Here is a 21,237-nt window from a genome sequence, read left to right as displayed (position 1 = left end):
CGTATGGTAAAATAAGCAGGTAACGAAAGAGGATGATATACATGTTACTGTCAGTGGAACATTTAACAAAGCATCAGAATATAAAACCAATTGTAAAAGATGTCAGTTTTGCGATTGAAGATCATGATAAAATTGCCTTGATTGGTGTCAATGGTACTGGTAAAACGACCTTGTTACGCATCATAGCAGGTCTTGAAACGTATGAAGAGGGTAATATGATACGTAAAAATAATTTACGAATCTCTTATCTTCCCCAAGATCCTGTGTTTGATGAAGAGGATACGATATTGCATCAAATTTTATGTATGGATAAAGATATTAAGGAATTTGAGGCAAAGGCAATTTTAGGAAAACTTGGTATTTATGATACTGCGCGCATTGTGAAGCATCTCAGTGGTGGACAGCGCAAACGTGTTGCTTTAGCAAGAGCCTTGTTACAGCCTTGTGATCTTTTACTATTGGATGAGCCGACAAACCATTTGGATAATGATATGATCGAATGGCTAGAGAAGTATTTATTGCGTTATTCTCATGCTATCTTTATGGTAACACATGATCGTTATTTTTTAGAACGTATCTGTGATAAAATGATAGAAATCGATCAGGCAAACATATATACCTATGAGGCTAATTATTCACAATATCTGGAATTAAAAGCACAACGCGAAGAAATAGCGCAAGCGAATGAGCGCAAACGACAAAATATTTTACGTACGGAACTTGCCTGGATGCGCGCCGGTGTACAAGCCAGAGGAACAAAAAGCAAGGAACGTATTGAGCGGTTTCATAAACTTAATGCGATAGAGAAACCGAATGAACAAGCGAATATAAAATTAGATGCTATAAGTTCTCGCTTAGGTAAGAAAATTATCGAATGTGAAAATTTATCTAAGGCGTATGGGGAACACTTCTTGTTTCATGATTTTTCTTATCATCTTCAAAGAAATGACCGCATTGGTATTTTGGGCGCGAATGGGTGTGGAAAGACAACCTTATTGAAACTATTGGCAAAAGAATTGGCTCCAGATAGTGGCGAAGTGATACACGGAGATACGGTTAGAATAGGCTTCTTTAAGCAAGGATATGAAGAAATGGACATGTCTATGCGCGTATTGGATTATATACAGGAAAGCTCGAATGCCATTACGACCATAGAGGGAACATATACAGCTTCGCAAATGCTGGAACGATTCTTGTTTGATGCCAAAGCGCAATATATGCCAATTGGGCGTTTATCCGGTGGTGAACGCAGACGGTTATATTTATTAAAGGTATTGATGCAGGCACCGAATATCTTGTTTTTGGATGAACCAACCAATGATTTAGATATTCAGACCTTACAGATTTTGGAAGATTATCTGGATACATTTAACGGGGCGCTTATTACGGTGTCACATGACCGTTATTTCCTTGATCGTATTTGTGATAAGCTGTTTGTATTTAAGTCAGATAAAACGATACAGCAGTTTTTGGGTGGCTATAGTGCCTTGATGGAACTAGGGGAAAAGAATACAGTTTTAGATAAGAATGAAAAAGCAGTGAAGCCAAAGGTAAGTCCGCGACTAACCAGTAAAGAGAAACAGGAACTGGAAATGATGGATGAACATATGGAAAAGCTGCAAAAACAGATCGAAGCGATTGACGAGCAAATGGAGATGGATACACAAGATTTTGTGAAATTACAATCTTTAAGTGAAGAGCGGGAAGCCTTGGAAACCAAGATGGAAGAATTAATGGAACGCTGGGAGTATCTTAGTGAAAAACAGCAGGCAATCGAAGATTTAAAAAAAGGAAAAAGCAGATGAAGCGCGATCGTTTGTATGGAATCACGATATATTTGTTAAATCATGGGCGTACCAGTGCCAAAACATTAGCAGAATATTTTGAAGTTTCAGTGCGCACGATTCAGCGGGATATGGATGCCTTAAGCATGGCGAAAATTCCTATTATTGCTTATTCCGATAGTGATGGCGGCTATGAAATACAAGAAGGTTATCGCTTGGATGAACAATGGGTGAATGAGGAAGAGTTTTCTATGATGGCTACTGCATTGCAAGGTTATTCCAGCGCAATGGGAGAAAATCAGGTAGTTGACTTATGTGAAAAGATAGAACAGCTCTCAAAAGATGATTCCCATATCCTGTTAGATTTTAGCGTTTTACAGGAACATCCGTTCATACATCAGCATTTGCAAATCATTAAAACAGCCATGCAGAAACATTGTTGCTTACGCTTTATGTATACAAATGCGCGTAATGAACGAAAAAAGACAGTGGCAGATGCCGCCGGATGTATGTATAAATGGTATGCTTGGTATATGATTGCCAAAACGCAAAAAAGGCTATCGTATGTATAAGTTAGTGCGTATGGAAGATATTGAACTCGTTAAGGATATGCAAGCGCAACCGCATCCTGCATTACGTGAAACTATCGCGTCTATGCATGATGAGAAACATCAACAGCCGATGATAGAAATTCGTTTGCGTTGTGATAAAGCAAAGAAACTATCGATTTTGGAATATCTGCCGGGTGAGATTTTGCGGGAAGATAAAAAAACTTTCTTATATCGCTTGTATGTGCCTAAAGATGAGCATTTCTGGTATGCGAATCTGTTAGCCTTTGGCGATAGGATTGAAGTGTTACAGCCAATAACGTTAAGAAAACGTATCTATGAAGACAGTAAACGATGGATATAACTTTATCAAGAACTATGACATACTGTTGTCGTAGTTTTTTTGTTATGATATAGCTATACAAGTCTTCTGGTAATATGTCAATAAGAAATTTGAAATAAATCAGAAGAAAAATAAGGAAGTGATAAAAAAAGGGCTCACTAAAAAGAACTCAGAAAAGAGAAAAAACTTTTAGATTGTTTCGCAGCGAATGAAAAGAATGGGATTGTTTATCATAGAGAAGGTATTTTTGGTGATTATGATGTGTTTGATGATGTTGAAGAACTGATACAATTTATTTTAATGGGGAAACGTGGATAAAATAGAATAGAAAAAGCTGCTCATGACAAGTGTGAAGATAGCTCTTGTCATAGGGCAGCTTTATGTTATTGCTCTACAGTGTTGTGTTCTGCATCCCATTCCATGATAACTTGTTCTAATACTTCAGCAGCAGTAGCAACTGTATTCTCACATTTTATTTCTTTATTATGAAATACCGGTTTGATTTGCGCACATAGGCGAGAACCCATGCGTTTCTGAAAAGCGATGACCAGCTTTTGCGTCAATGGGCGCATATCTGCATAATCATGTGCTTTGGTTTCTACATAGCGAGAGCTGATGACACAAGCTGCACCGCTGAGGGCACCGCAGACATCCCCGATTTGAAAACCTCCCCCAAAAGCGGCGGTCATATTCATGTCCTTGTCATGTAGCCCCAGATCATAGACCTCATTTCCCGCACGAAGGATACTTTCTGCACAGTTATATCCCATACGATAATACTTTATAGCAACTTCTTTTAACATAAACCAATTTCCTTTCTCTTCATACGAATTAATTTTAGCATGCTTGTTTTTCGTGTCAAGAAAGGGATGTGAAATTCATGCATTACCATTTGTTTTTATTTGTTTTATAAGCGAATTGACGCAAAAAGCGCAAGATATTTCTTATTCGATTTGCCAATCAATAGGTGTTTGTCCATGCTGTTTTAGAAAGTCATTGGTTTTGGAGAAATGCCGACAGCCAAAGAAACCATAATCCGCACTAAATGGGCTAGGATGTGCACATGACAGAATAAGATGTGCCGGGTTGGTGATAAGTGCCATTTTATTTTTGGCATTGCGTCCCCATAAAAGGAAGACGATTGGTTCTACGCGTTCATTTAACTTTTGAATAATCGCATCGGTTAATTGTTCCCAACCATGATTGGCATGAGAATTCGCCTGTCCACCGCGAACGGTTAACACAGTATTTAACAATAATACGCCCTGTTTTGCCCATTTCGTTAATTCTCCATGAGTAGGGATGTTACAGCCAACATCGTTTTTTAATTCTTGAAAGATATTTTGTAAAGATGGAGGAGGAGTAACCCCTTTTTTAACGGAGAAGCATAAGCCATGCGCCTGTCCTTTGCCATGATATGGATCTTGTCCTAAAATAACAACCTTAACACAGTGATACGGTGTATATTTTAAAGCGTTAAAGATATCATACATGCTGGGGTATACCGGATGATGATTATATTCATATACTAAAAATTTGCGGATGTTCTGGTAATATTCTTTCGCAAATTCATCTTTTAATATTTCGTCCCAATCATTGCCAATATGTACCATAAAAACACCTCTTTCCTCTTTATTTTACTCTATGTGTATCATGAAGTAAACGTTATCGAGAAGAAAATAAGGGAAAGCAACATTCTGTTGCAATTTCTACTCATTTTGTTATGAATTGTTATATAATGAACTAGAACTTGCGAAAAGCTTAGGGGGTTATGATGGAAACTTTATTATTGCAAAAGCTGGCCGAACAGCTGCCACTTGAGACGATGGTTGAACATGATCATGAGGTACGTAGTGCATATTTACAAAAAACATTACGTTTCTTACATCTTATAAAAAAGGCCGATATCTTAACTGTGGAAGAATATACATATTTATATAAGTTACGTAATAAAATTAATGATATTTGGCGTAATTATTTAAAGGGAAGGATGAATACTGCTTCTTCTCAGATGCAAAATATGTTGCAGTGTTCCTTTCATCATCAAACATATGAGATGATGTTTGAGCGTATACAGCAGCTTCCCAATGTATTATATCGAGGAAGAGTATCTTTAAAACCACTGCTTGATCGTCAAGAATTCTATCATATCCCTTTTACAAAACGCTATTTGATTCAGAATCAGCGCTATTCTATCACGGGGATACCTTGTTTATATCTGGCTGGCAGTCTTCTTTGTATGTATAAGGAATTGGCAAAAACCAATATATCCTATGGTGAATTTCGTCCTTTAAAAGCGTTTTCTTTATTGGATGTAAGTGTGTCCTATCCACAGATGGAAAAAAGAAGATATTCGCATGAACAATTGTTTGCCTTTTTATGTACCATGCCATTAAAATATGCCTTATCCATATGGGCAAAGGATAATGAAAACCATGCCTTTAAGAGTAATTATGTCATATCACAACTGTTAACAGCTGCCGTTTATAATAGGAAGACCGATATCGAAGGTATCTGTTATGCATCTGGTAAAGCCAATGGATTGCCTTATGAACAACGCTTGAATTATGTTTTTTTGCCAACGTTTCAAAATTTGGGACAAGCATATGATGAGGAACTCATGCATAGTTTTCAGATTACAGTTGTAAAGAAGGAAAAACAAAAAGTATAACAGTATGCATTTCTACACAAAAAGAAGTCACCACCTGTGATTTGATCTGGTTTTGACTTCTTTTTTATTTTATAGGTGCATATTCTTATAAAATACAATGTATTTATCGTGTCTCATATGCATATGCCTGTTGTTTGGCAGCTGCACTTTTTTCTTCTTCGGCTTGGGCAAAGCGAGCCGTTAGACGCGCATTGCTTAACATTAGCTTTAAACGATTTTCCTGATTTACACGTGTCGCGCTTGGGTCATAATCAACGGCAACGATATTGGCATTTGGATAGATATTTTTGATTTTACGTGTCATGCCTTTGGCAACAATATGATTTGGCAGACAGCCAAATGGCTGACAACAAACGATATTAGAAACATTACTTTTGATTAAGGCAACCATCTCACTTGTTAACAGCCAGCCTTCTCCCATCTTAGTACCACGGTTAATGATGCCTTCGCTGCTTTCCATAACTTCTTGAAAGGTATCGGGTTCACGGAAGACACCTTGTTGACGAATGGCTTTGATGGCTTTCATCTGTAAATGCTGAATATAACGACTGGCCATGGCAACAAAGCGATAGCTTTTGCGGCTGCGATTATAATATTCATGGTCAATGACCGTATTTTCCAGGCAATATAAACCGAAATCAAGAACTCCGGATACGACTGGTTCACAGCCTTCCTTGATCAAGAAATCTTCTAATTCATTATTACCTAGAGGGGCATATTTCATATAGATTTCTCCGACAATACCCACTTGAATTTTCGGTGTATTCTCACGTTCAATAGCCGCAAATTCCTCTAACATCATTACATAATTGTGATGAAGCTTTAAAAAGGAAAGAGAATTAAATTGTTCACTGATACGGTTGATCCATTTTTGGACAAGTGCATCACTTGCACCGGCATGCCGTTCATATGGTTTACATTGATTTTTTATCCACATAAGCATATCTCCATATAGAAAACCATATAATAGTCGTAGTAGCATACTGCCTGTCAATTTGAATCCACTATTTTTTTCTAACTTGGAAAAATTAACGGAAATGACAGGTACATGGCCAAAACCAGCTTGTTTTAGTGCCTTTCGCAGCAAATGGATATAGTTAGAGGCACGACAGCCGCCACCGGTTTGGGTAATGGCCAAAGCAATGTGATCGGTATCGTAGTTTCCTGATTTTAAGGCATCGATCATTTGACCGATGACCAACAATGCCGGATAGCAAGTATCGTTATGCACATTTTTCAATCCTTCATCAATGATCTGTTGTCCTTTGGTCTGTAACAACTCCATCTGATAGCCGTTTTGGCGAAAGATGTTTTGTAAAAATTGAAAATGTATCGGCAGCATCATGGGCACAAGGATTTTATGTGTCTTCTTCATTTCTTTGGTAAATTCTACACGGTTCATGAATTTATCCCTCCCTTTCTTCCATTGCCGCCAATAAGGAACGGCAGCGAATCTTCACGGCACCAAGATTATCAACTTCATCAATCTTGATCTGTGTATATAATTTATTGTGACGACGTAAGATATCTTTTACTTCATCTGCGGTAATCGCATCGATGCCACAGCCAAAACTGACAAGTTGAATGAGTTCCATATCGTTTTGCGTCGTTACAAACTGTGCCGCATTATACATGCGAGCATGGAAGGTCCATTGATTTAAGACATGGATACTTGGGCGTTGCGATTGTTTTGGAATACTGTCTTCGCTAACGACAACAAATCCCAAATTGCTTAATAAACGATGAATGCCATGATTGATCTGCGGATCGACATGATAAGGACGTCCCGCTAATACGATCGTCTTACGATGATGCGTCTGCGCAAAAGCTAAAGCTCTGGCACCTTCCTGTTGGATCTTTTGTTTAAATTCTTCATAGGCAACATACGCATGAGAAGCAGCTGCCGTAATTTCTTTATAAGTGATATCCATATCCTGTGAGCGGAAGTATTCAAAGATTTTTGTTTCAAAAGTATGACGATCTTCCAAGTAAACATAAGGATAAAGGAAGGTGATGCCTTCTAAATCCATATTGCCTTCAATGACTTCAGGGTAATAGGCAACTACTGGACAGTTGAAATGGTTATCGCTCATCTGCTCATCTACATTGTAACTCATGCAGGGATAGAAAATCGTATCAATACCTTTATCAATCAAGGATTGAATGTGTCCATGCACTAGCTTTGCTGGATAGCAGATGGTATCAGAGGATATCGTATGCTGTCCTTTCGCATATAAGGCTTTGCTGGAACGATCACTTAAGACCACCTCAAATCCTAAATTGGTGAAGAAGGAATGCCAGAAGGGAAGGTTGTCATACATGTTTAACACAAGCGGAATCCCGATTTTTCCACGAACACCGCTGATTCCTTTGCATTTCAATAGTTCTTCATATTTGAAATCATAGAGATTAGGAAGTTTTTCTTTATTGGCACGACCAATGATCGGACGTTCACACTTATTACCGGCAATATGACGAGTGCCATTCGCAAATGTATTTATGGTCAGATTACAGTGGTTGGTACATAAACCGCAGTTGCTGGCTTGTGAGGTATGTGTAAAGTTTTCTAGTGCGGTTTTATCGAGTATGGAAGAGGTATTAGCATGTTTTTGTTTCGCGAGTAAGGCAGCTCCATAAGCCCCCATCAGATGGGCAATGCCTGGACGAATGACATGACGGCCTAGTTCTAATTCAAAGCTGCGCAATACGGTATCGTTTAAGAAGGTGCCACCTTGTACAACGATTTCTTTTCCGATTTCTTCGGCACTTTTTGCACGAATAACTTTATACAATGCATTTTTTACGACGCTGATACATAAGCCGGCGGAAATGTCTTCCATGCTGGCACCATTTTTCTGTGCTTGTTTCACACTGGAATTCATGAAAACGGTGCAGCGTGTACCTAAGTCAACCGGATGCTTTCCATGCAATCCCATCCGAGCAAATTCTTTGATTTCATACCCCATACTCTTCGCAAAGGTTTCAATGAAACTGCCGCAGCCACTGCTGCAAGCTTCGTTTAATAAGATATCGTCAATGGAATTGTCTTTAATACGGAAACATTTCATATCCTGACCACCGATGTCGATGATAAAATCGACGTTGGGATTGAAATGCTTCGCTGCCTGATAATGGGCCATGGTTTCCACAACACCGATATCCAAATGGAAGGCATGTTTCATCAATTCTTCACCATAGCCGGTAACGGCAGCATGACTTATGGTAATGCGATCTTCCATCAAGTCATAAATCTGCAATAATTCTTTTTGAATAACATCGACCGGGTTGCCTTGGTTATTGGCATAGCTTTCGTACAGAATGTTATCTTCTTCATCAATGAGGACAAGTTTGGTTGTCGTACTTCCAGAATCGATCCCCAACCATGCCTTTCCTTGATACTTATGAATATCTTTTCGATCTACATGGGCATTGGCATGACGTTGGACAAATTCTTGATAGTCTTGTTCACTGGCAAATAAAGGAGGCAGACCGTCATTTTTGACTTTTTGTTGTGCCATCGTTTTCATTTTATGCAATAGCTCTTCATACGTATAGAGCACTGTCTCATTATCCGCATATACCGCACTTCCTAATGCCACAAAATAAGGTGCTAAAGCGGGGAAGTTTGCCTCATCTTCATTAAGGTGCAAGGTTTCTTTAAAACGCTTTTGTAATCCTTTTAGAAAATGCAGAGGCCCTCCCAGAAATAAAACATTGCCTTCAATGTTTCTGCCTTGTGCCAATCCGGCAATACTTTGATCAACGACTGCCTGAAAGATACTGGCAGCTAAATTGCTTTTTTCAACACCTTGATTGATTAAAGGCTGAACATCACTTTTCGCAAAGACACCACAACGTGAGGCAATTGGATATAGGGTCGTATATTGCAACGATAGTTGATCCATCGTTTCCAAATCAACATCTAACAAGGAAGCCATTTGATCAATAAACGCTCCGGTACCACCGGCACATGTCGAGTTCATTCGTTCTTCTAAAGCGCCTTTTAGAAAGATGATCTTGGCATCCTCACCACCTAATTCAACGACTACATCCGTAGTTGGATAATATTTCTTGACCGCCTGTGCTGTCGCAAATACCTCTTGTACAAAGGGAAGCTGAGCTCCACTTGCCACCCCAAGACCGGCGCTTCCGGTAATGGCTATGGCAATTTTATGACCAAGCAACAACGGTTTTAATTCTTCTATCTTCTCAACGCTCATTTCGCGTACCCGCGATTTATGGCGTTCATAGCTTTTATAGATGATTTCATCTTGTTCATTTAATAGAACGGCTTTTAATGTAGTAGATCCTACATCAATTCCTAATTTATATGTCATGGAAATCCTCCTTACAAATACATGCGCTCAATCATTTTCAGCAGTACCGGTTCTACGCTGTCCATCGTATCAGGCTGCTCATAAAAGATGGCGTGAAAACTAATGACGCCAATCATCTCCATCATCAGCATAAAGCGATTCATGGCATCTTTTCGACTCTCTTTTTCCTGATGAAAGCATTGTAAGAAAGCATCCAACTTTTCGATATGGGCTAAGACTTGTTCTCGATGCTTATCACAGTCAAAGATGGAGGTGATGTTTTTTTGGATCATCTTTAAGATCTTTGGATTATGGCGATAAAAGGAAATTAGCTCATTGGCAAATGCATGGCGCCAATCCATCATACCCTGACGGCTTTTCTCATATGATGCATTCATCAAATCATTCAAAGCTTTGCCATGTTTTTCAGTCAGGATCTGGGAGATCAGTTCTTTTTTATCTTTATAATATATGTAAAAGGTGCCTTTTGCGACATTCGCACGCCGCACGATATCATTGACACTGGTTGCCTCTACGCCTTGTTCGCTGAATAAGGCAACTGCAGCATTTTGAATACGGCTGCGTTTGTTTAACTCTTCCATATATTCACTTCCTTTTTTCATACATGTAACTAGTTTACCCCTTTAGTGACCACCGGTCAATAGATTTGATTTAATTTTTACCTGAGAGTGATATCGGTAAGTTTATGAAAACGTTTTCGCATAAATTTTAATAATTTATGTTTTTTTTCTTTACAACGTAACAATGTTTTGTTAATATATAGGTGTAATAAAACAATGTTACACTAACGGCAGAGAGGTGGCTGATATGTATGAAATGCAACAAGCAGATGTATGCCGAAAATCTATCGATCAAAAAGCTGCATTTATTGAACGAGCAATATCATCTGGAGTATTACAAAATGACAATGAGAAGAAGGTGAAACGACTATGGAGATTTCAAAAAAAGATTTATTAAAAGAAACCGGTATTTCTTATGGACAGCTATATCGTTGGAAACGCGAAGGTCTGATACCGGAAAGCTGGTTTGTGAAACGTCCTAGTCCCACAGGACAGGAAACCTATTTCCCGAAAGAACGTATATTAAATCGGATCCGTGCAATTCAACAGATGAAGGATACATATTCTTTAGAAGAATTAGCGAAGATGCTGACTCCTGAGGTTAGTAATCGCATGTTTACAGAAGAAGATCTGGAAGAATTCAGCGAGATTGATATTGAGGTGGCCGCCCTGTTTATGGATGTAATGGAAAAGGATTGCTTTTCCTTCTATGAGATTTTGGTGATGATGGTCATCAGTGAATGGAATCAGGAATATGCATTTTCCCAAAACACGCGGATGGCATTGATTCAATCCAGTGCCCATGCGTTAACGCATATCCACTCACATGAATGGCGAATGTTACTTGTGCAGGTACAAGAAGATCATTACGTGCTCGCTTTACAAGAACCTGCAGCATCCACCAATCAGGATGTCTGGTATTGGCTTGATGAGCGTATGAAAATCTTGCGAAGTGTATCATTACAGGAATTGAGTTCACAAATGAAAGTAAAGTATAAGGAAACGTTTGCGTTTACCTTTGATGAGGAGGTCGTTTCATGAGCAAGCATGCAAAAAATATTATCTGGGGATTGTTGTTAATCGCAGTAGGTGCTGGCTATTTAGGAGAGTTATTTGAACTGTGGAAGTTTACCTTATTTTTCCCCGGCTGGTGGAGTCTGTTTCTGATCTTACCTGCCTGCATCAGTCTGTTAAAATACGGTATTCAATTTATGATGCTGATGGTATTAAGCTTAGGAGTATATTTTCTGGCAGATGCGAATCACTGGATTGATTTTCGTTTAAGCGTGCCCCTAGTGGCAGCAGTTGGCTGTATCTGTGCAGGGTTACATTTATTATTCGCAAGGAGGACAAAATGGTATGAGTATGGATGTAAGGATTGATGGTTTTGGAACAATTACCGAAGGAGAATATGATCGTATCAAAATTGATGGTATGGGAAAGATAAACGGCAATATCAAATGTCATATGATTGATATAGATGGCACTTGCAATGCAGAGGGCAGTATTACGGCGGAGCAAATGGATGTGAATGGAATGCTGAAGGTTGCCAAAGATATCAGAGTGAATAAGTTGGATATCGATGGCATGGTAAAGTCAGAAAATGGTAAAGTTTATGCAGATGATATACGCGTAGATGGCATGTTAAAGAATAACGGAGAAGTGAATGCGGATAAGGTCATTATCAATGGCTGTGCCGTGTTGAATGATTTGTTTGGTGATGAAGTGGTCATTAATTTTGCCAGCGGTATTTTAGGCGTATTTGCCTTTGGCTTTGGCAAGAATTGGGGAAAAACAAATCATGCGAATACAATTGAATGTACAACATTGCGAGCAAGTAATATTCGAGCTAATTCTATTTCCGCAACGGATATTGTTCTACAGGGAGGCTGCGTAGTTGATTATGTGCATTGCAATGGTACATTGCGCTATGATGCAACCTGCCGTATTAAGAAAATCGAAGGCGATTGTATACAAAAACGTATGTAAACACGTTTCATGCAAAGGAATCCCATTGTTTGGTCAAACAAAGGATTCTTTTCTTTTTTATAGGATGTTTGAAAAAGTCTTTAATCGTTATCAAAGATTTTATTTTATCATTAAGCAAGTTGCGGTAAGGATAGAGAAATGAAAGAATAACGCTTTATCGATGCAAATTGCTATAAACTACAGTTGATGTGAAAGGATCATTTGATAAAACAGTTGCGATAAAGAAGACATCTTTGCTACCTAGGATGTATGTCATATCGCAAGCACGCAGGCACGATTTGGAAAATTGCTGCATCGAAGCAGGAAACATTCCCATAAAAACCTCTTCTATGCTATAATGCTGATGATAACGAGTGAGGGTTTTATATATGAAAATAGAAAATGAAACTTATAAAATATTGATGGTCATTGCAGGAGGCTTTATTTTCGCAGCGGGTGTTAACTTATTCATCGTACCTTTAAATTTATATAGTGGCGGAGTGATCGGTATTGCCCAGATCATTCGAACGATTATAATACAATATGCGCATATCTCATTGCCTGCCAACTTTGATGTTGCCGGTATCATCAATTTCTTGATGAATCTGCCATTATTTATTTTGGCATATCGCAGCATTTCTCGAAAGTTCTTTGTGAAGACGCTTTTGTGTGTCATTGCACAAACACTTGCTTTTAGTCTTATCTTTATACCGGAAACACCTATCCTAGACGATGTGCTTGCCAGCTGTTTGATAGGGGGCATCATCTGTGGCTTTGGTATTGGTATTGCATTGCGTAGTGGGGGCAGTGGAGGAGGACTGGATATCTTAGGTGTTTATTTTACGCGAAAATTTGCCAATTTCAGTGTGGGGAAATTATCGATAATAGTCAATGCTTTTGTCTATCTGTTATGTGCTTTCCTTTTTGATGTGCCTACGGCGATCTATTCTATCTTATATATGACCTGTTTTTCTTTAGTATTGGATCGCACACATTATCAAAATATTAATATGACTGCAATGATTTTTACTAAGAATCAGGAAATTCAAGAAGCCATCATGAAAGAAACAGGAAGAGGTGTAACCTATTGGGATGGTGCCGGGGCTTATACGAAAACACAGACACGCATCCTTGTGACAGTGATAAATAAATACGAAGAACATCAGATTCGCCGCATTGTTGCCTCTTTTGATCCAAATGCCTTTGTGATTTTTAATGAGGGTCCTACGGTGAGTGGCAATTTTGAAAAGCGATTATAATCATCTTTTATGAAGGTAAGTAAGTTATGACAAATACAATAGATGATAAACAGTTATCGGCTTTATTGCAAAGCATCAAATTGAAATGATGAGGTTATTTCGTGTATACTTAAAGAGATACACACAAGGGAGTGAGTGATATGAATACAATCGTAGAAGTACGTCATGGAGCAATTTCTTTTAAAGAGACAAAAGCTTTAAAAGATGTCAGTTTCTCAATCAAAGAGGGAGAAATCTTCGGTTTTCTGGGTCCAAGTGGAGCCGGTAAAACAACAACGATCAAGCTGTTAACAAATCAGTTGAAGCCAAATCATGGAACGTTTTTGATCTTAGGGAAACAAGTGGATGAATTGCAGGATGAATTATATCAAAATATCGGTGTCTTATCCGATAATAGTGGTTTATATGAAAAATTAACAGTGTATGAAAATCTAAAGATTTTCGCCGATCTGAAGAAAATTTCAACATCGTATATTGATGAGGTTTTGCAGAAGACAGGATTGTATGAAGCAAAGAAGAAAAAGGTTGAGCATTTGTCAAAAGGGATGAAGCAACGCTTATTATTTTCACGTGCTATTTTGCATAAACCTAAGATCTTATTTTTAGATGAACCTGCCAGTGCTTTAGACCCTGCCAGCAGTGAGGCTGTATATGAGATGATTTTTGAATTAAATCGCCAAGGTACGACGATTTTCTTAACGACCCATAATATGAGTGAAGCCGATTTGTTATGTCATCGTGTGGCTTTTTTAAATGAAGGGGAAATCAAAGAAATGGGAAGTCCAGATGAATTAAAATTAAAATATGCCAAAAATGAAGTTGTCATTTTGGATGATAAAGGCAATAAATACCATACAACAAAAGATACAGCAAGTCTGATGAAAACATTGGCAGCAATACAAGGCAATATTTTGCGTATAAATTCGGTAGAGCCTGATCTGAAAACAATTTTTCTTGATGTGACAGGGAGGGAATTATAATGAAACTGCGAATGCATACATTAGCTGTGCTAATCAAAAAAGACTTTCGTTTAATGTTTACGAATAAGAATATGCTGATCATGATCTTATTACCGATTGGCTTTGCTGTGTTATATCAGACCATATTTGGGGATGTTAAAGAAGCAGGAATGCCGAGTAACTTTGTTTTAACTTTATGCGAATTATTGAATCTTTCCGCTATTCCACTTACCGGCTTGGCAATGATGGTAGCAGAAGAAAAAGAAAAAAATACCTTGCGTGTCTTGATGCTGAGTGATGTGTCAGCGCTTGAATATATTTTTAGCAAGATTATTTCCGTACTTGTCTTAATGGAACTCATCACAATCGTGATCTTCTTTATCACGGCAACGCAGCTTTCTTATTTGCCAATGTTTCTTCTGGTAACGACAGTGACTTCCATTTCCATGCTGTTGTTTGGTTCGGTTGTCGGATTGCTGTCGAAGGATCAGATGTCTACCAGTACCTTATCAACACCATTGATGATTCTGTTTTTGATACCACCGATGTTTCAGAATATGAATGAAGTGATTGATAAGATTGCCAGTATCGTACCGACAACCAGAATGATGGCGATTATTAATGATGCGATGAATGGTATGAGCATCTTAAGTCAAGAACATTTGCTGGATTTTGGAATTATTCTTGCCTGGATTCTCTTAGGTGTTGTGACATTTGCCATGATGTATCGTAAAAAAGGTTTTGATAACTAATGAAAGTGAACTTTTAACAAAATCATAACTTAACCGGGTTGTTTAAGGATGAACACTATGTAGGATGCCTTTGGATCGGTCTAGGCGAAAAAAATCGTAGTGGAAACGAAGAAGCCTTTTACTGTTAAAGCAGAACAGAGCTGCTTTATTCAAAATGAGGATCAGATATTCGTGCATATCAAGTAGTATACAAGCCTTAAAAAATTGCATGTGTATTCGATAACAAAAGAAGATTGCCTACGCTTTTAATTTCACCGAGCAATCTTCCTTTTCTTTTTGTTTATCTTTTACTGCAATATTCATTTTTCATACATACGATACTGATTCTTACCGTTTTCTTTTGCCTCATAGAGTGCTTTATCCGCATTGTGATACAGCGAATCGAAGTTATCCAAATTGTGTATTGTCACAGCTACGCCGATGCTGGCGGATATTGTGTAGTGGCATAATCCTTGGCGTTTTGCGTTATGATAGATGTTCACAAGTGCTTCTGCTTTGGCTTGTGCTTCTTGCTTGGACGCAACTGCTTGTAAAGTGACAAATTCATCACCGCCGATACGACCGATGATTGCATCCTTTGGGAATTGATTTTTTAAGATATTAGCAAAAGTTACGATGACTTCATCTCCAACTGCATGACCATAGGCATCATTGATATCTTTGAAATTATCAATATCTAAGATATAGAAAGCATAATATTGATCAGTGTTTTGCATCAGTTTCTGTTGGATATAAGAACGAGTAGCGGCTTTGTTATAAAGGGAAGTCAGAGAATCACTTTCCATTTTCTTCTTCATGAAGAGTTCTTTGCGTTTTTCTTCATCAATATTTTGGCGATAAACAAACATACGAATGGACTGGTCATCATCCCAATAAAAGATCTTAACGGTAATACGCATCCAATAGTAATTGTTGTCATTCCCATTATTGATCATAAAATCATATTGCGTAGACGTAATGCCTTCCTCATATAGCTGTAAGATATGCGCAGGATCAAAGACTGTCAAATAACCAGCTCTAAATTCCGGTTTGATTTGTTTTTCAGCAATGATCTTTAAAGATTCATCATAAGGAGTCTTTCGAGGAATGCCCTGGCTATAGAAATAGTCTTCGGTAGCTTCACTGGCAGCACAGTTATGGGTCACATCAATTTCATAAATAGTATCATAAATCTGTTCGGTTTGCTGTTGGAAGATGGATTGATGTTTCATTTCTGTTTCCAGAGTTAAATGAATCAACTTCTTGTTATACTTGCGTACGATATACGTAATAACTCCTAAGACAAGAATAATAACCATCAAAATGATAGTAAAACCAATGCCTAACTGCTGATGCATGGAATGCTCTAATTGTGCTGTATCGCGATCAATCAGCAATTGCCATTGTATAGTATTCAAAGGTTGCCGGATAAGATAACCGCTGTAAGGTTTTTCGCTGTACCAGAAAGAAACACTCTCTTCCTTTTCCTTCATTAATTTTGGTAAGAGGGTTTCATAACGTTTGTTTTGTGCTAACTTTTGTTTTTGATAACCGGAAATATTCGTAGAGAGTTGAATGGTGCCGTTTGCATCAATCAAAAAAGCTTTCACATTAAATTTTTTCTCATATTGCTTCAACAGCTCTTGCAGATGTTCAATGCGAAAACCAACACCTATAACGCCAATTATATGCTTATTAACATCTTTTAGCTTACAATTGATAAACACGGTAATCTCATTTTTCTTCGCTTCATCATTATCAATATTAATGCTGTAATCATCTTTGCTGTTAAGGAATTCATAATACCAGGTGTTTTCCGGATTATCTTTTGTAAGGATTCGATCAATGCCATCAAAATGATAATAGCGTTTTGTTTTGGTAGATACTAAAAAGACGGAATCAAAATTGTATTTCACTTTATAGGCATGCAAATAATCTGTGATTGTTTTTACAAAGTTAGCATCATCTGTAAGCGCATTTTCATTTTTCATATGCTGCATTAAAAAGGTATCATTGGCCATGGTTAAGGAGATGTTGATAGGTTTTGTAAATAGTGAATCTATTTTATGATAGATGCTTTCACTACTCAGATCCGAAATATGTTCGATATCTTTTTTTAGCATGGTATGATTACTGTTATAGCTGACAAAGGAAGTAATCAAGTAACCGATTATAATGATAATACAGATAAATATATTTGTTTTTGCAAGTATATGTTTTTTCATAAGAACCCTCTTAACTCTTTTTCATTATTATACGCTCATTTTCTTTACATTTTAAAAAATATCGAAATCTTTTTGAATTTATTTTTCACGATTATCTTATGGTGAAAAACATTATCCTTTCTTTCAATGCGCACTTATATTATAATAAAGCTTGGTTAGAGAGGATGGATTCTATGCCTGATTTTATTGTAACACCTTTTGCATTCGAGGATTTGGCAAAAGTTAAAGCGCATGGCGCAGATAGTGTTTTGATTGGTACACCATTTTTTTCTGTTCGCTGCGTATATGCTTTTGCAGTGGAGGAATTACAAGCAATAAAGAAAGAATGTGAACGGCTTTCCTTACGCATGTATGTGGCCGTAAATCGCTTTTTTGTGGAAGAAGAATTACCGGCGTTACGTCAGCATTTACATTTATTGAAAGAATTAGATGTGGATGGTATTTATTATGGCGATGAGTGTGTATTGTTAGAGGCAGAACATTTTGACTTAAAGAAAAAGCTTATTTACAATCCGGATACGTTAATTACAAATCACAGTGATGTGCAATATTATTTAGATGAAGGTATTCAGATGGTTACTATTTCTAAGGAAATTACCTTGCAGGAAATGTGTGAAATTGGTCGGCTTACTGATGGTGAATGTGAGGTTATTCTCCATGGTCGTTTGAATATGATGCATAGCAAACGTAATTTATTAAGCAGTTATATGTCTTTTATAGGAAAAAATGAGCAAGTACGCAATAACTATGACTTATATTTGATGGAAGAAAATCGTGAGGAACATATGCCCATTGTGGAAGATGAAACGGGTACGCATGTATTCACCGGTTTTACGCTTGCGAGCTTTGAAGAAATTCAGGAGCTGTTAAATAGTGGAATTCGTCATTTTCGCATTGACGGCATGTTTCATGATATCGCTTATGTGTTAGAAGCATTGGATCTTTATCATGCCATTCTGAATAAGGAAAAAGACGCAACAGCGGTTTTTGCTGCTTATGCAAAGAAGTATGAGAAGGACCATGTGACACACGGTTTTTATTATACCAAGACGAGCAAGGTCAAAGAGGGCTAAAAACGTCATAAGAATAAGATATAGGGCATCTCAATTCATTGGTTTATTGAGATGCTTTTTTTGTGTATTTTGACATAAAAACGGTCATTTTTTACATTCAGTTTTGTGTTTGTTGTTATTCATTTGTTATTTTTATATAATTCTCATGATAAAGAAAGGTGAGAATGTTTATGAAATTACAAATGAAGAAAGTAGTTGCCGGGCTTTTGTGTTGTACATGTTCCATTACAACGGTGTTAAGCGATTTTACGATTGCAAATGCAATGCAAAAGGCTACCGGATTATCATCTGATCATCAATTGGCAATGAAACAGATGAGCAAGAAAGTTGTTTCTGCCATGGAAGTTGTATCAGATTATGTTGAAAAAGAAAGCTTGGATGAGCAAGTCATCCTGTCAACCAAACCTTTACAGTCGGTCAAGACAGCAGGTGACTTTATCATGTCTGGAAGTACGTTAGTGAAATATCAGGGAAATGCTGCTGCGGTGGTCATACCGGAAAACGTTACAGAGATAGGATATGAAGCTTTTAAAGATTGTATAACCTTACAAGAAATCAGTTTCCCATCAAGATTACGAAGTATTGATTATGGGGCGTTTATGGGGTGTGTAAACTTAAAGAAAGTTGATTTGCCTGATTGTCTTCGATACTTAGGTTCAAATGCGGATTCAGGTGTATTTGAAGGTTGTACATCATTACATGAAGTACATCTTCCAATAGAACTAAACACTTTAGGTGCAAATACTTTTAAAGGATGTACCTCTTTAACAACAATTCAAGTACCGAAAGATATAGAAACGGTTGGTGTTAGTAATTTTGAAGGTTCGGGATTAAGAAACGTGATTTTTGCTGATAATATTAAAAAAATTCCCGCTTGGTTATTTAATGATTGTAATACATTAACAAGTATTGAAATTCCTGAAACAGTAATTGAAATCGGTTATGAAACATTCCGAGATTGTAAAAATTTAACAGATATTACGTTTTCAAATAAGTTAAGAACAATTGAAGCAGGTGCTTTTCGAGGCTGTAGCAATTTGAAAAAAATAACATTGCCAAATTCGTTAGTGGAATTAGGTTCAAATGCGGATTCAGGTGTATTTGAAGATTGCATATCGTTAGAAGATATTACATTATCTGATAATTTAAAGGTTTTAGGTGCTAAAACATTTTATGGTTGTACGGCACTTACAGATATTGTAATTCCTAAGACTTTAGAAGAAGCTCATCCTTATATATTCACAAATTCCGATGTGCAAACCGTGACATTGGAAGAAGGTATGCCGAAAGTCCCGGGTTTCTTATTCTGTGGTTTTGCCACATTAGAAAGTATCGTATTGCCGGAATCAATTACGGAAATAGAACTTTCCGCTTTTGAAGGCTGTGAAATGCTGTCAGATATATCGTTATCATCAAACTTAACGACGATTCATCAGGGAGCTTTTAAAGATTGTGTCAGCCTTATCCATATTGCACTTCCCGAATCATTAACCGTTTTGGGAGATTCATCAGGTGGCGGCGTATTCGAAGGCTGTTATGCATTGGAGGAATTGAGATTACCGAAAGGTTTAAAGGAACTTGGTAATCATACATTTACCGGTTGTGAAGCATTAAAGGATATCACGATTCCTAAAACACTGGTTTCTTCAGGTGTGTATGCTTTTCAAGATTCAGGAATTAAAACCGTGACATTAGAAGAAGGTATGCCGAAAGTTCCCGGTTTCTTATTTTCCGGTTTTGCTACATTAGAAAGTATCGTATTGCCGGAATCAATTACGGAAATAGAACTTTCCGCTTTTGAAGGCTGTGAAATGCTGTCAGATATATCGTTATCATCAAACTTAACGACGATTCATCAGGGAGCTTTTAAAGATTGTGTCAGCCTTATCCATATTGCACTTCCCGAATCATTAACCGTGTTGGGAGATTCATCAGGTGACGGCGTATTCGAAGGCTGTTATGCATTGGAGGAATTGAGATTACCGAAAGGTTTAAAGGAACTTGGTAATCATACATTTACCGGTTGTGAAGCATTAAAGGATATCACGATTCCTAAAACACTGGTTTCTTCAGGTGTGTATGCTTTTCAAGATTCAGGAATTAAAACCGTGACATTAGAAGAAGGTATGCCGAAAGTTCCCGGTTTCTTATTTTCCGGTTTTGCTACATTAGAAAGTATCGTATTGCCGGAATCAATCACGGAAATAGAACTTTCCGCTTTTACGGACTGCATCAATTTACAAACAATCACATTACCAAAGAATCTAAATGCAATTGGAGAAAATGCATTTCACAATTGTAATAGTCTTGAAAAAGTAGTTTTACCTGACAATATCAATGAAATAAGTTATTTTTCATTTGATGATGTGGAACTATGGGCAATGCCAAATACGATCACAGAAGCTTCCTTGCTTCGTGAAGGAATTCCCCATCATGTGTATGATGTGCCGATTCCTGTAGACAGCATTCAGCTAAATACAACGGACAAGACGATGATTTCGGGAACAACGTATGATCTTTTTGCGACCATTGCGCCTTCTAATGCTACCAATAAGGAGCTAATATGGACTTCCAGTAATACTGCAGTGGTCACTGTATCGGCAAGTGGAAGAGTAACGGCAAGAGGAAATGGCACAGCAATCATTACCGCAACCGCCAAAGATGGTTCCAAGAAAGCAGCACGATGTACGATTACCGTAAAAACACCGGTAAGTGCTGTAAAATTAAATGTGACAAGTAAGGCAATGAAACCTAAAGATGTATATTATTTATCTGCAAC

At 37.6% G+C, this 21,237-nt stretch carries 19 protein-coding genes; 13 read left to right on the top strand and 6 right to left on the bottom strand.

The genetic code is table 11. The annotated features are described in order from the left end of the window. Window positions 1–41 precede the first annotated feature (41 nt). From ACESSZ_RS01570 to ACESSZ_RS01560, 3 genes are read left to right on the top strand one after another with little or no spacing between them, the layout of a single operon-like run. Window positions 42–1,805 (top strand): ABC-F family ATP-binding cassette domain-containing protein, encoded by a 1,764-nt coding sequence (locus tag ACESSZ_RS01570; RefSeq protein WP_119957471.1) that lies wholly within the window; start codon window positions 42–44, stop codon window positions 1,803–1,805. Beyond that, window positions 1,802–2,356 carry a helix-turn-helix transcriptional regulator gene (locus ACESSZ_RS01565; protein WP_321195590.1) on the top strand — a complete coding sequence of 185 codons (555 nt, stop codon included), beginning with the start codon at window positions 1,802–1,804 and terminating at the stop codon, window positions 2,354–2,356. The genes ACESSZ_RS01570 and ACESSZ_RS01565 overlap by 4 nt, the downstream gene beginning before the upstream one ends. Further along, window positions 2,349–2,696 (top strand): WCX domain-containing protein, encoded by a 348-nt coding sequence (locus ACESSZ_RS01560; protein ID WP_321195591.1) that lies wholly within the window; start codon window positions 2,349–2,351, stop codon window positions 2,694–2,696. The genes ACESSZ_RS01565 and ACESSZ_RS01560 overlap by 8 nt, the downstream gene beginning before the upstream one ends. A 362-nt stretch (window positions 2,697–3,058) precedes the next feature. Here ACESSZ_RS01560 and ACESSZ_RS01555 read toward each other — a convergent pair whose 3' ends face one another. Both ACESSZ_RS01555 and ACESSZ_RS01550 read right to left on the bottom strand, forming a co-directional pair. Next, window positions 3,059–3,478: a C-GCAxxG-C-C family (seleno)protein gene (locus ACESSZ_RS01555; RefSeq protein WP_119957472.1), complete on the bottom strand. Its 420-nt coding sequence runs from the start codon at window positions 3,476–3,478 to the stop codon at window positions 3,059–3,061. 141 nt (window positions 3,479–3,619) lie between these two features. Continuing rightward, on the bottom strand, window positions 3,620–4,288 hold the full coding sequence (locus ACESSZ_RS01550; protein ID WP_331866790.1) for a uracil-DNA glycosylase: 669 nt from the start codon (window positions 4,286–4,288) through the stop codon (window positions 3,620–3,622). A gap of 161 nt (window positions 4,289–4,449) precedes the next feature. Between ACESSZ_RS01550 and ACESSZ_RS01545 the strand changes: the two genes are divergently transcribed. Next, window positions 4,450–5,346: a hypothetical protein gene (locus ACESSZ_RS01545; protein ID WP_331866789.1), complete on the top strand. Its 897-nt coding sequence runs from the start codon at window positions 4,450–4,452 to the stop codon at window positions 5,344–5,346. Window positions 5,347–5,449: 103 nt separating this feature from the next. On the opposite strand, the gene ACESSZ_RS01540 is transcribed toward ACESSZ_RS01545, so the two are convergent. From ACESSZ_RS01540 to ACESSZ_RS01530, 3 genes are read right to left on the bottom strand one after another with little or no spacing between them, the layout of a single operon-like run. Beyond that, complete coding sequence (locus ACESSZ_RS01540) at window positions 5,450–6,748, bottom strand: 2-hydroxyacyl-CoA dehydratase (RefSeq protein WP_117547206.1); 1,299 nt, start codon at window positions 6,746–6,748, stop codon at window positions 5,450–5,452. 4 nt (window positions 6,749–6,752) lie between these two features. Continuing rightward, window positions 6,753–9,683, bottom strand: a complete 2,931-nt coding sequence (locus ACESSZ_RS01535; protein WP_008689321.1) for an acyl-CoA dehydratase activase-related protein — start codon at window positions 9,681–9,683, stop codon at window positions 6,753–6,755. A gap of 11 nt (window positions 9,684–9,694) precedes the next feature. Further along, window positions 9,695–10,264, bottom strand: coding sequence for a TetR/AcrR family transcriptional regulator (locus tag ACESSZ_RS01530; protein WP_008689320.1), 570 nt, complete (start codon window positions 10,262–10,264; stop codon window positions 9,695–9,697). A 226-nt stretch (window positions 10,265–10,490) separates the two neighbouring features. Between ACESSZ_RS01530 and ACESSZ_RS01525 the strand changes: the two genes are divergently transcribed. The 7 genes from ACESSZ_RS01525 to ACESSZ_RS01495 all read left to right on the top strand — a co-directional run bounded on the left by ACESSZ_RS01525 (window position 10,491) and on the right by ACESSZ_RS01495 (window position 15,181). Continuing rightward, complete coding sequence (locus ACESSZ_RS01525; RefSeq protein ID WP_008689319.1) at window positions 10,491–10,640, top strand: hypothetical protein; 150 nt, start codon at window positions 10,491–10,493, stop codon at window positions 10,638–10,640. Continuing rightward, window positions 10,613–11,284 (top strand): DUF4004 family protein, encoded by a 672-nt coding sequence (locus ACESSZ_RS01520; protein WP_008689317.1) that lies wholly within the window; start codon window positions 10,613–10,615, stop codon window positions 11,282–11,284. The genes ACESSZ_RS01525 and ACESSZ_RS01520 overlap by 28 nt, the downstream gene beginning before the upstream one ends. Beyond that, window positions 11,281–11,625 carry a LiaF transmembrane domain-containing protein gene (locus tag ACESSZ_RS01515; RefSeq protein WP_008689315.1) on the top strand — a complete coding sequence of 115 codons (345 nt, stop codon included), beginning with the start codon at window positions 11,281–11,283 and terminating at the stop codon, window positions 11,623–11,625. The genes ACESSZ_RS01520 and ACESSZ_RS01515 overlap by 4 nt, the downstream gene beginning before the upstream one ends. Further along, on the top strand, window positions 11,603–12,232 hold the full coding sequence (locus ACESSZ_RS01510; RefSeq protein WP_008689314.1) for a polymer-forming cytoskeletal protein: 630 nt from the start codon (window positions 11,603–11,605) through the stop codon (window positions 12,230–12,232). Before ACESSZ_RS01515 ends, ACESSZ_RS01510 begins: the two co-directional genes overlap by 23 nt. A 368-nt stretch (window positions 12,233–12,600) precedes the next feature. Next, window positions 12,601–13,470 (top strand): YitT family protein, encoded by an 870-nt coding sequence (locus ACESSZ_RS01505; protein WP_008689312.1) that lies wholly within the window; start codon window positions 12,601–12,603, stop codon window positions 13,468–13,470. Between the two features lie 140 nt (window positions 13,471–13,610). Next, a complete protein-coding gene (locus tag ACESSZ_RS01500) occupies window positions 13,611–14,450 on the top strand; it encodes an ABC transporter ATP-binding protein (RefSeq protein WP_008689309.1) in 840 nt (279 codons plus the stop codon). Continuing rightward, complete coding sequence (locus ACESSZ_RS01495) at window positions 14,450–15,181, top strand: ABC transporter permease (protein ID WP_008689307.1); 732 nt, start codon at window positions 14,450–14,452, stop codon at window positions 15,179–15,181. Before ACESSZ_RS01500 ends, ACESSZ_RS01495 begins: the two co-directional genes overlap by 1 nt. 299 nt (window positions 15,182–15,480) lie before the next feature. On the opposite strand, the gene ACESSZ_RS01490 is transcribed toward ACESSZ_RS01495, so the two are convergent. Next, on the bottom strand, window positions 15,481–17,385 hold the full coding sequence (locus tag ACESSZ_RS01490) for a sensor domain-containing diguanylate cyclase (protein WP_008689305.1): 1,905 nt from the start codon (window positions 17,383–17,385) through the stop codon (window positions 15,481–15,483). Window positions 17,386–17,558: 173 nt separating this feature from the next. Between ACESSZ_RS01490 and ACESSZ_RS01485 the strand changes: the two genes are divergently transcribed. Together ACESSZ_RS01485 and ACESSZ_RS01480 are read left to right on the top strand one after the other, a co-directional pair. Beyond that, window positions 17,559–18,458 (top strand): peptidase U32 family protein, encoded by a 900-nt coding sequence (locus tag ACESSZ_RS01485; protein ID WP_008689302.1) that lies wholly within the window; start codon window positions 17,559–17,561, stop codon window positions 18,456–18,458. 170 nt (window positions 18,459–18,628) lie between these two features. Beyond that, window positions 18,629–21,237 (top strand): leucine-rich repeat protein (locus tag ACESSZ_RS01480; RefSeq protein ID WP_499842673.1); only part of this gene is annotated, 2,609 nt, incomplete at its 3' end.

Origin of the sequence: Eubacterium sp. 3_1_31 (assembly GCF_964249515.1) — a bacterium.
Taxonomy (GTDB): domain Bacteria; phylum Bacillota_I; class Bacilli_A; order Erysipelotrichales; family Erysipelotrichaceae; genus Longicatena; species Longicatena caecimuris.
Note: the sequence above shows the minus strand (reverse complement) of the source record. Positions and strands in the feature narration are given on the sequence as shown.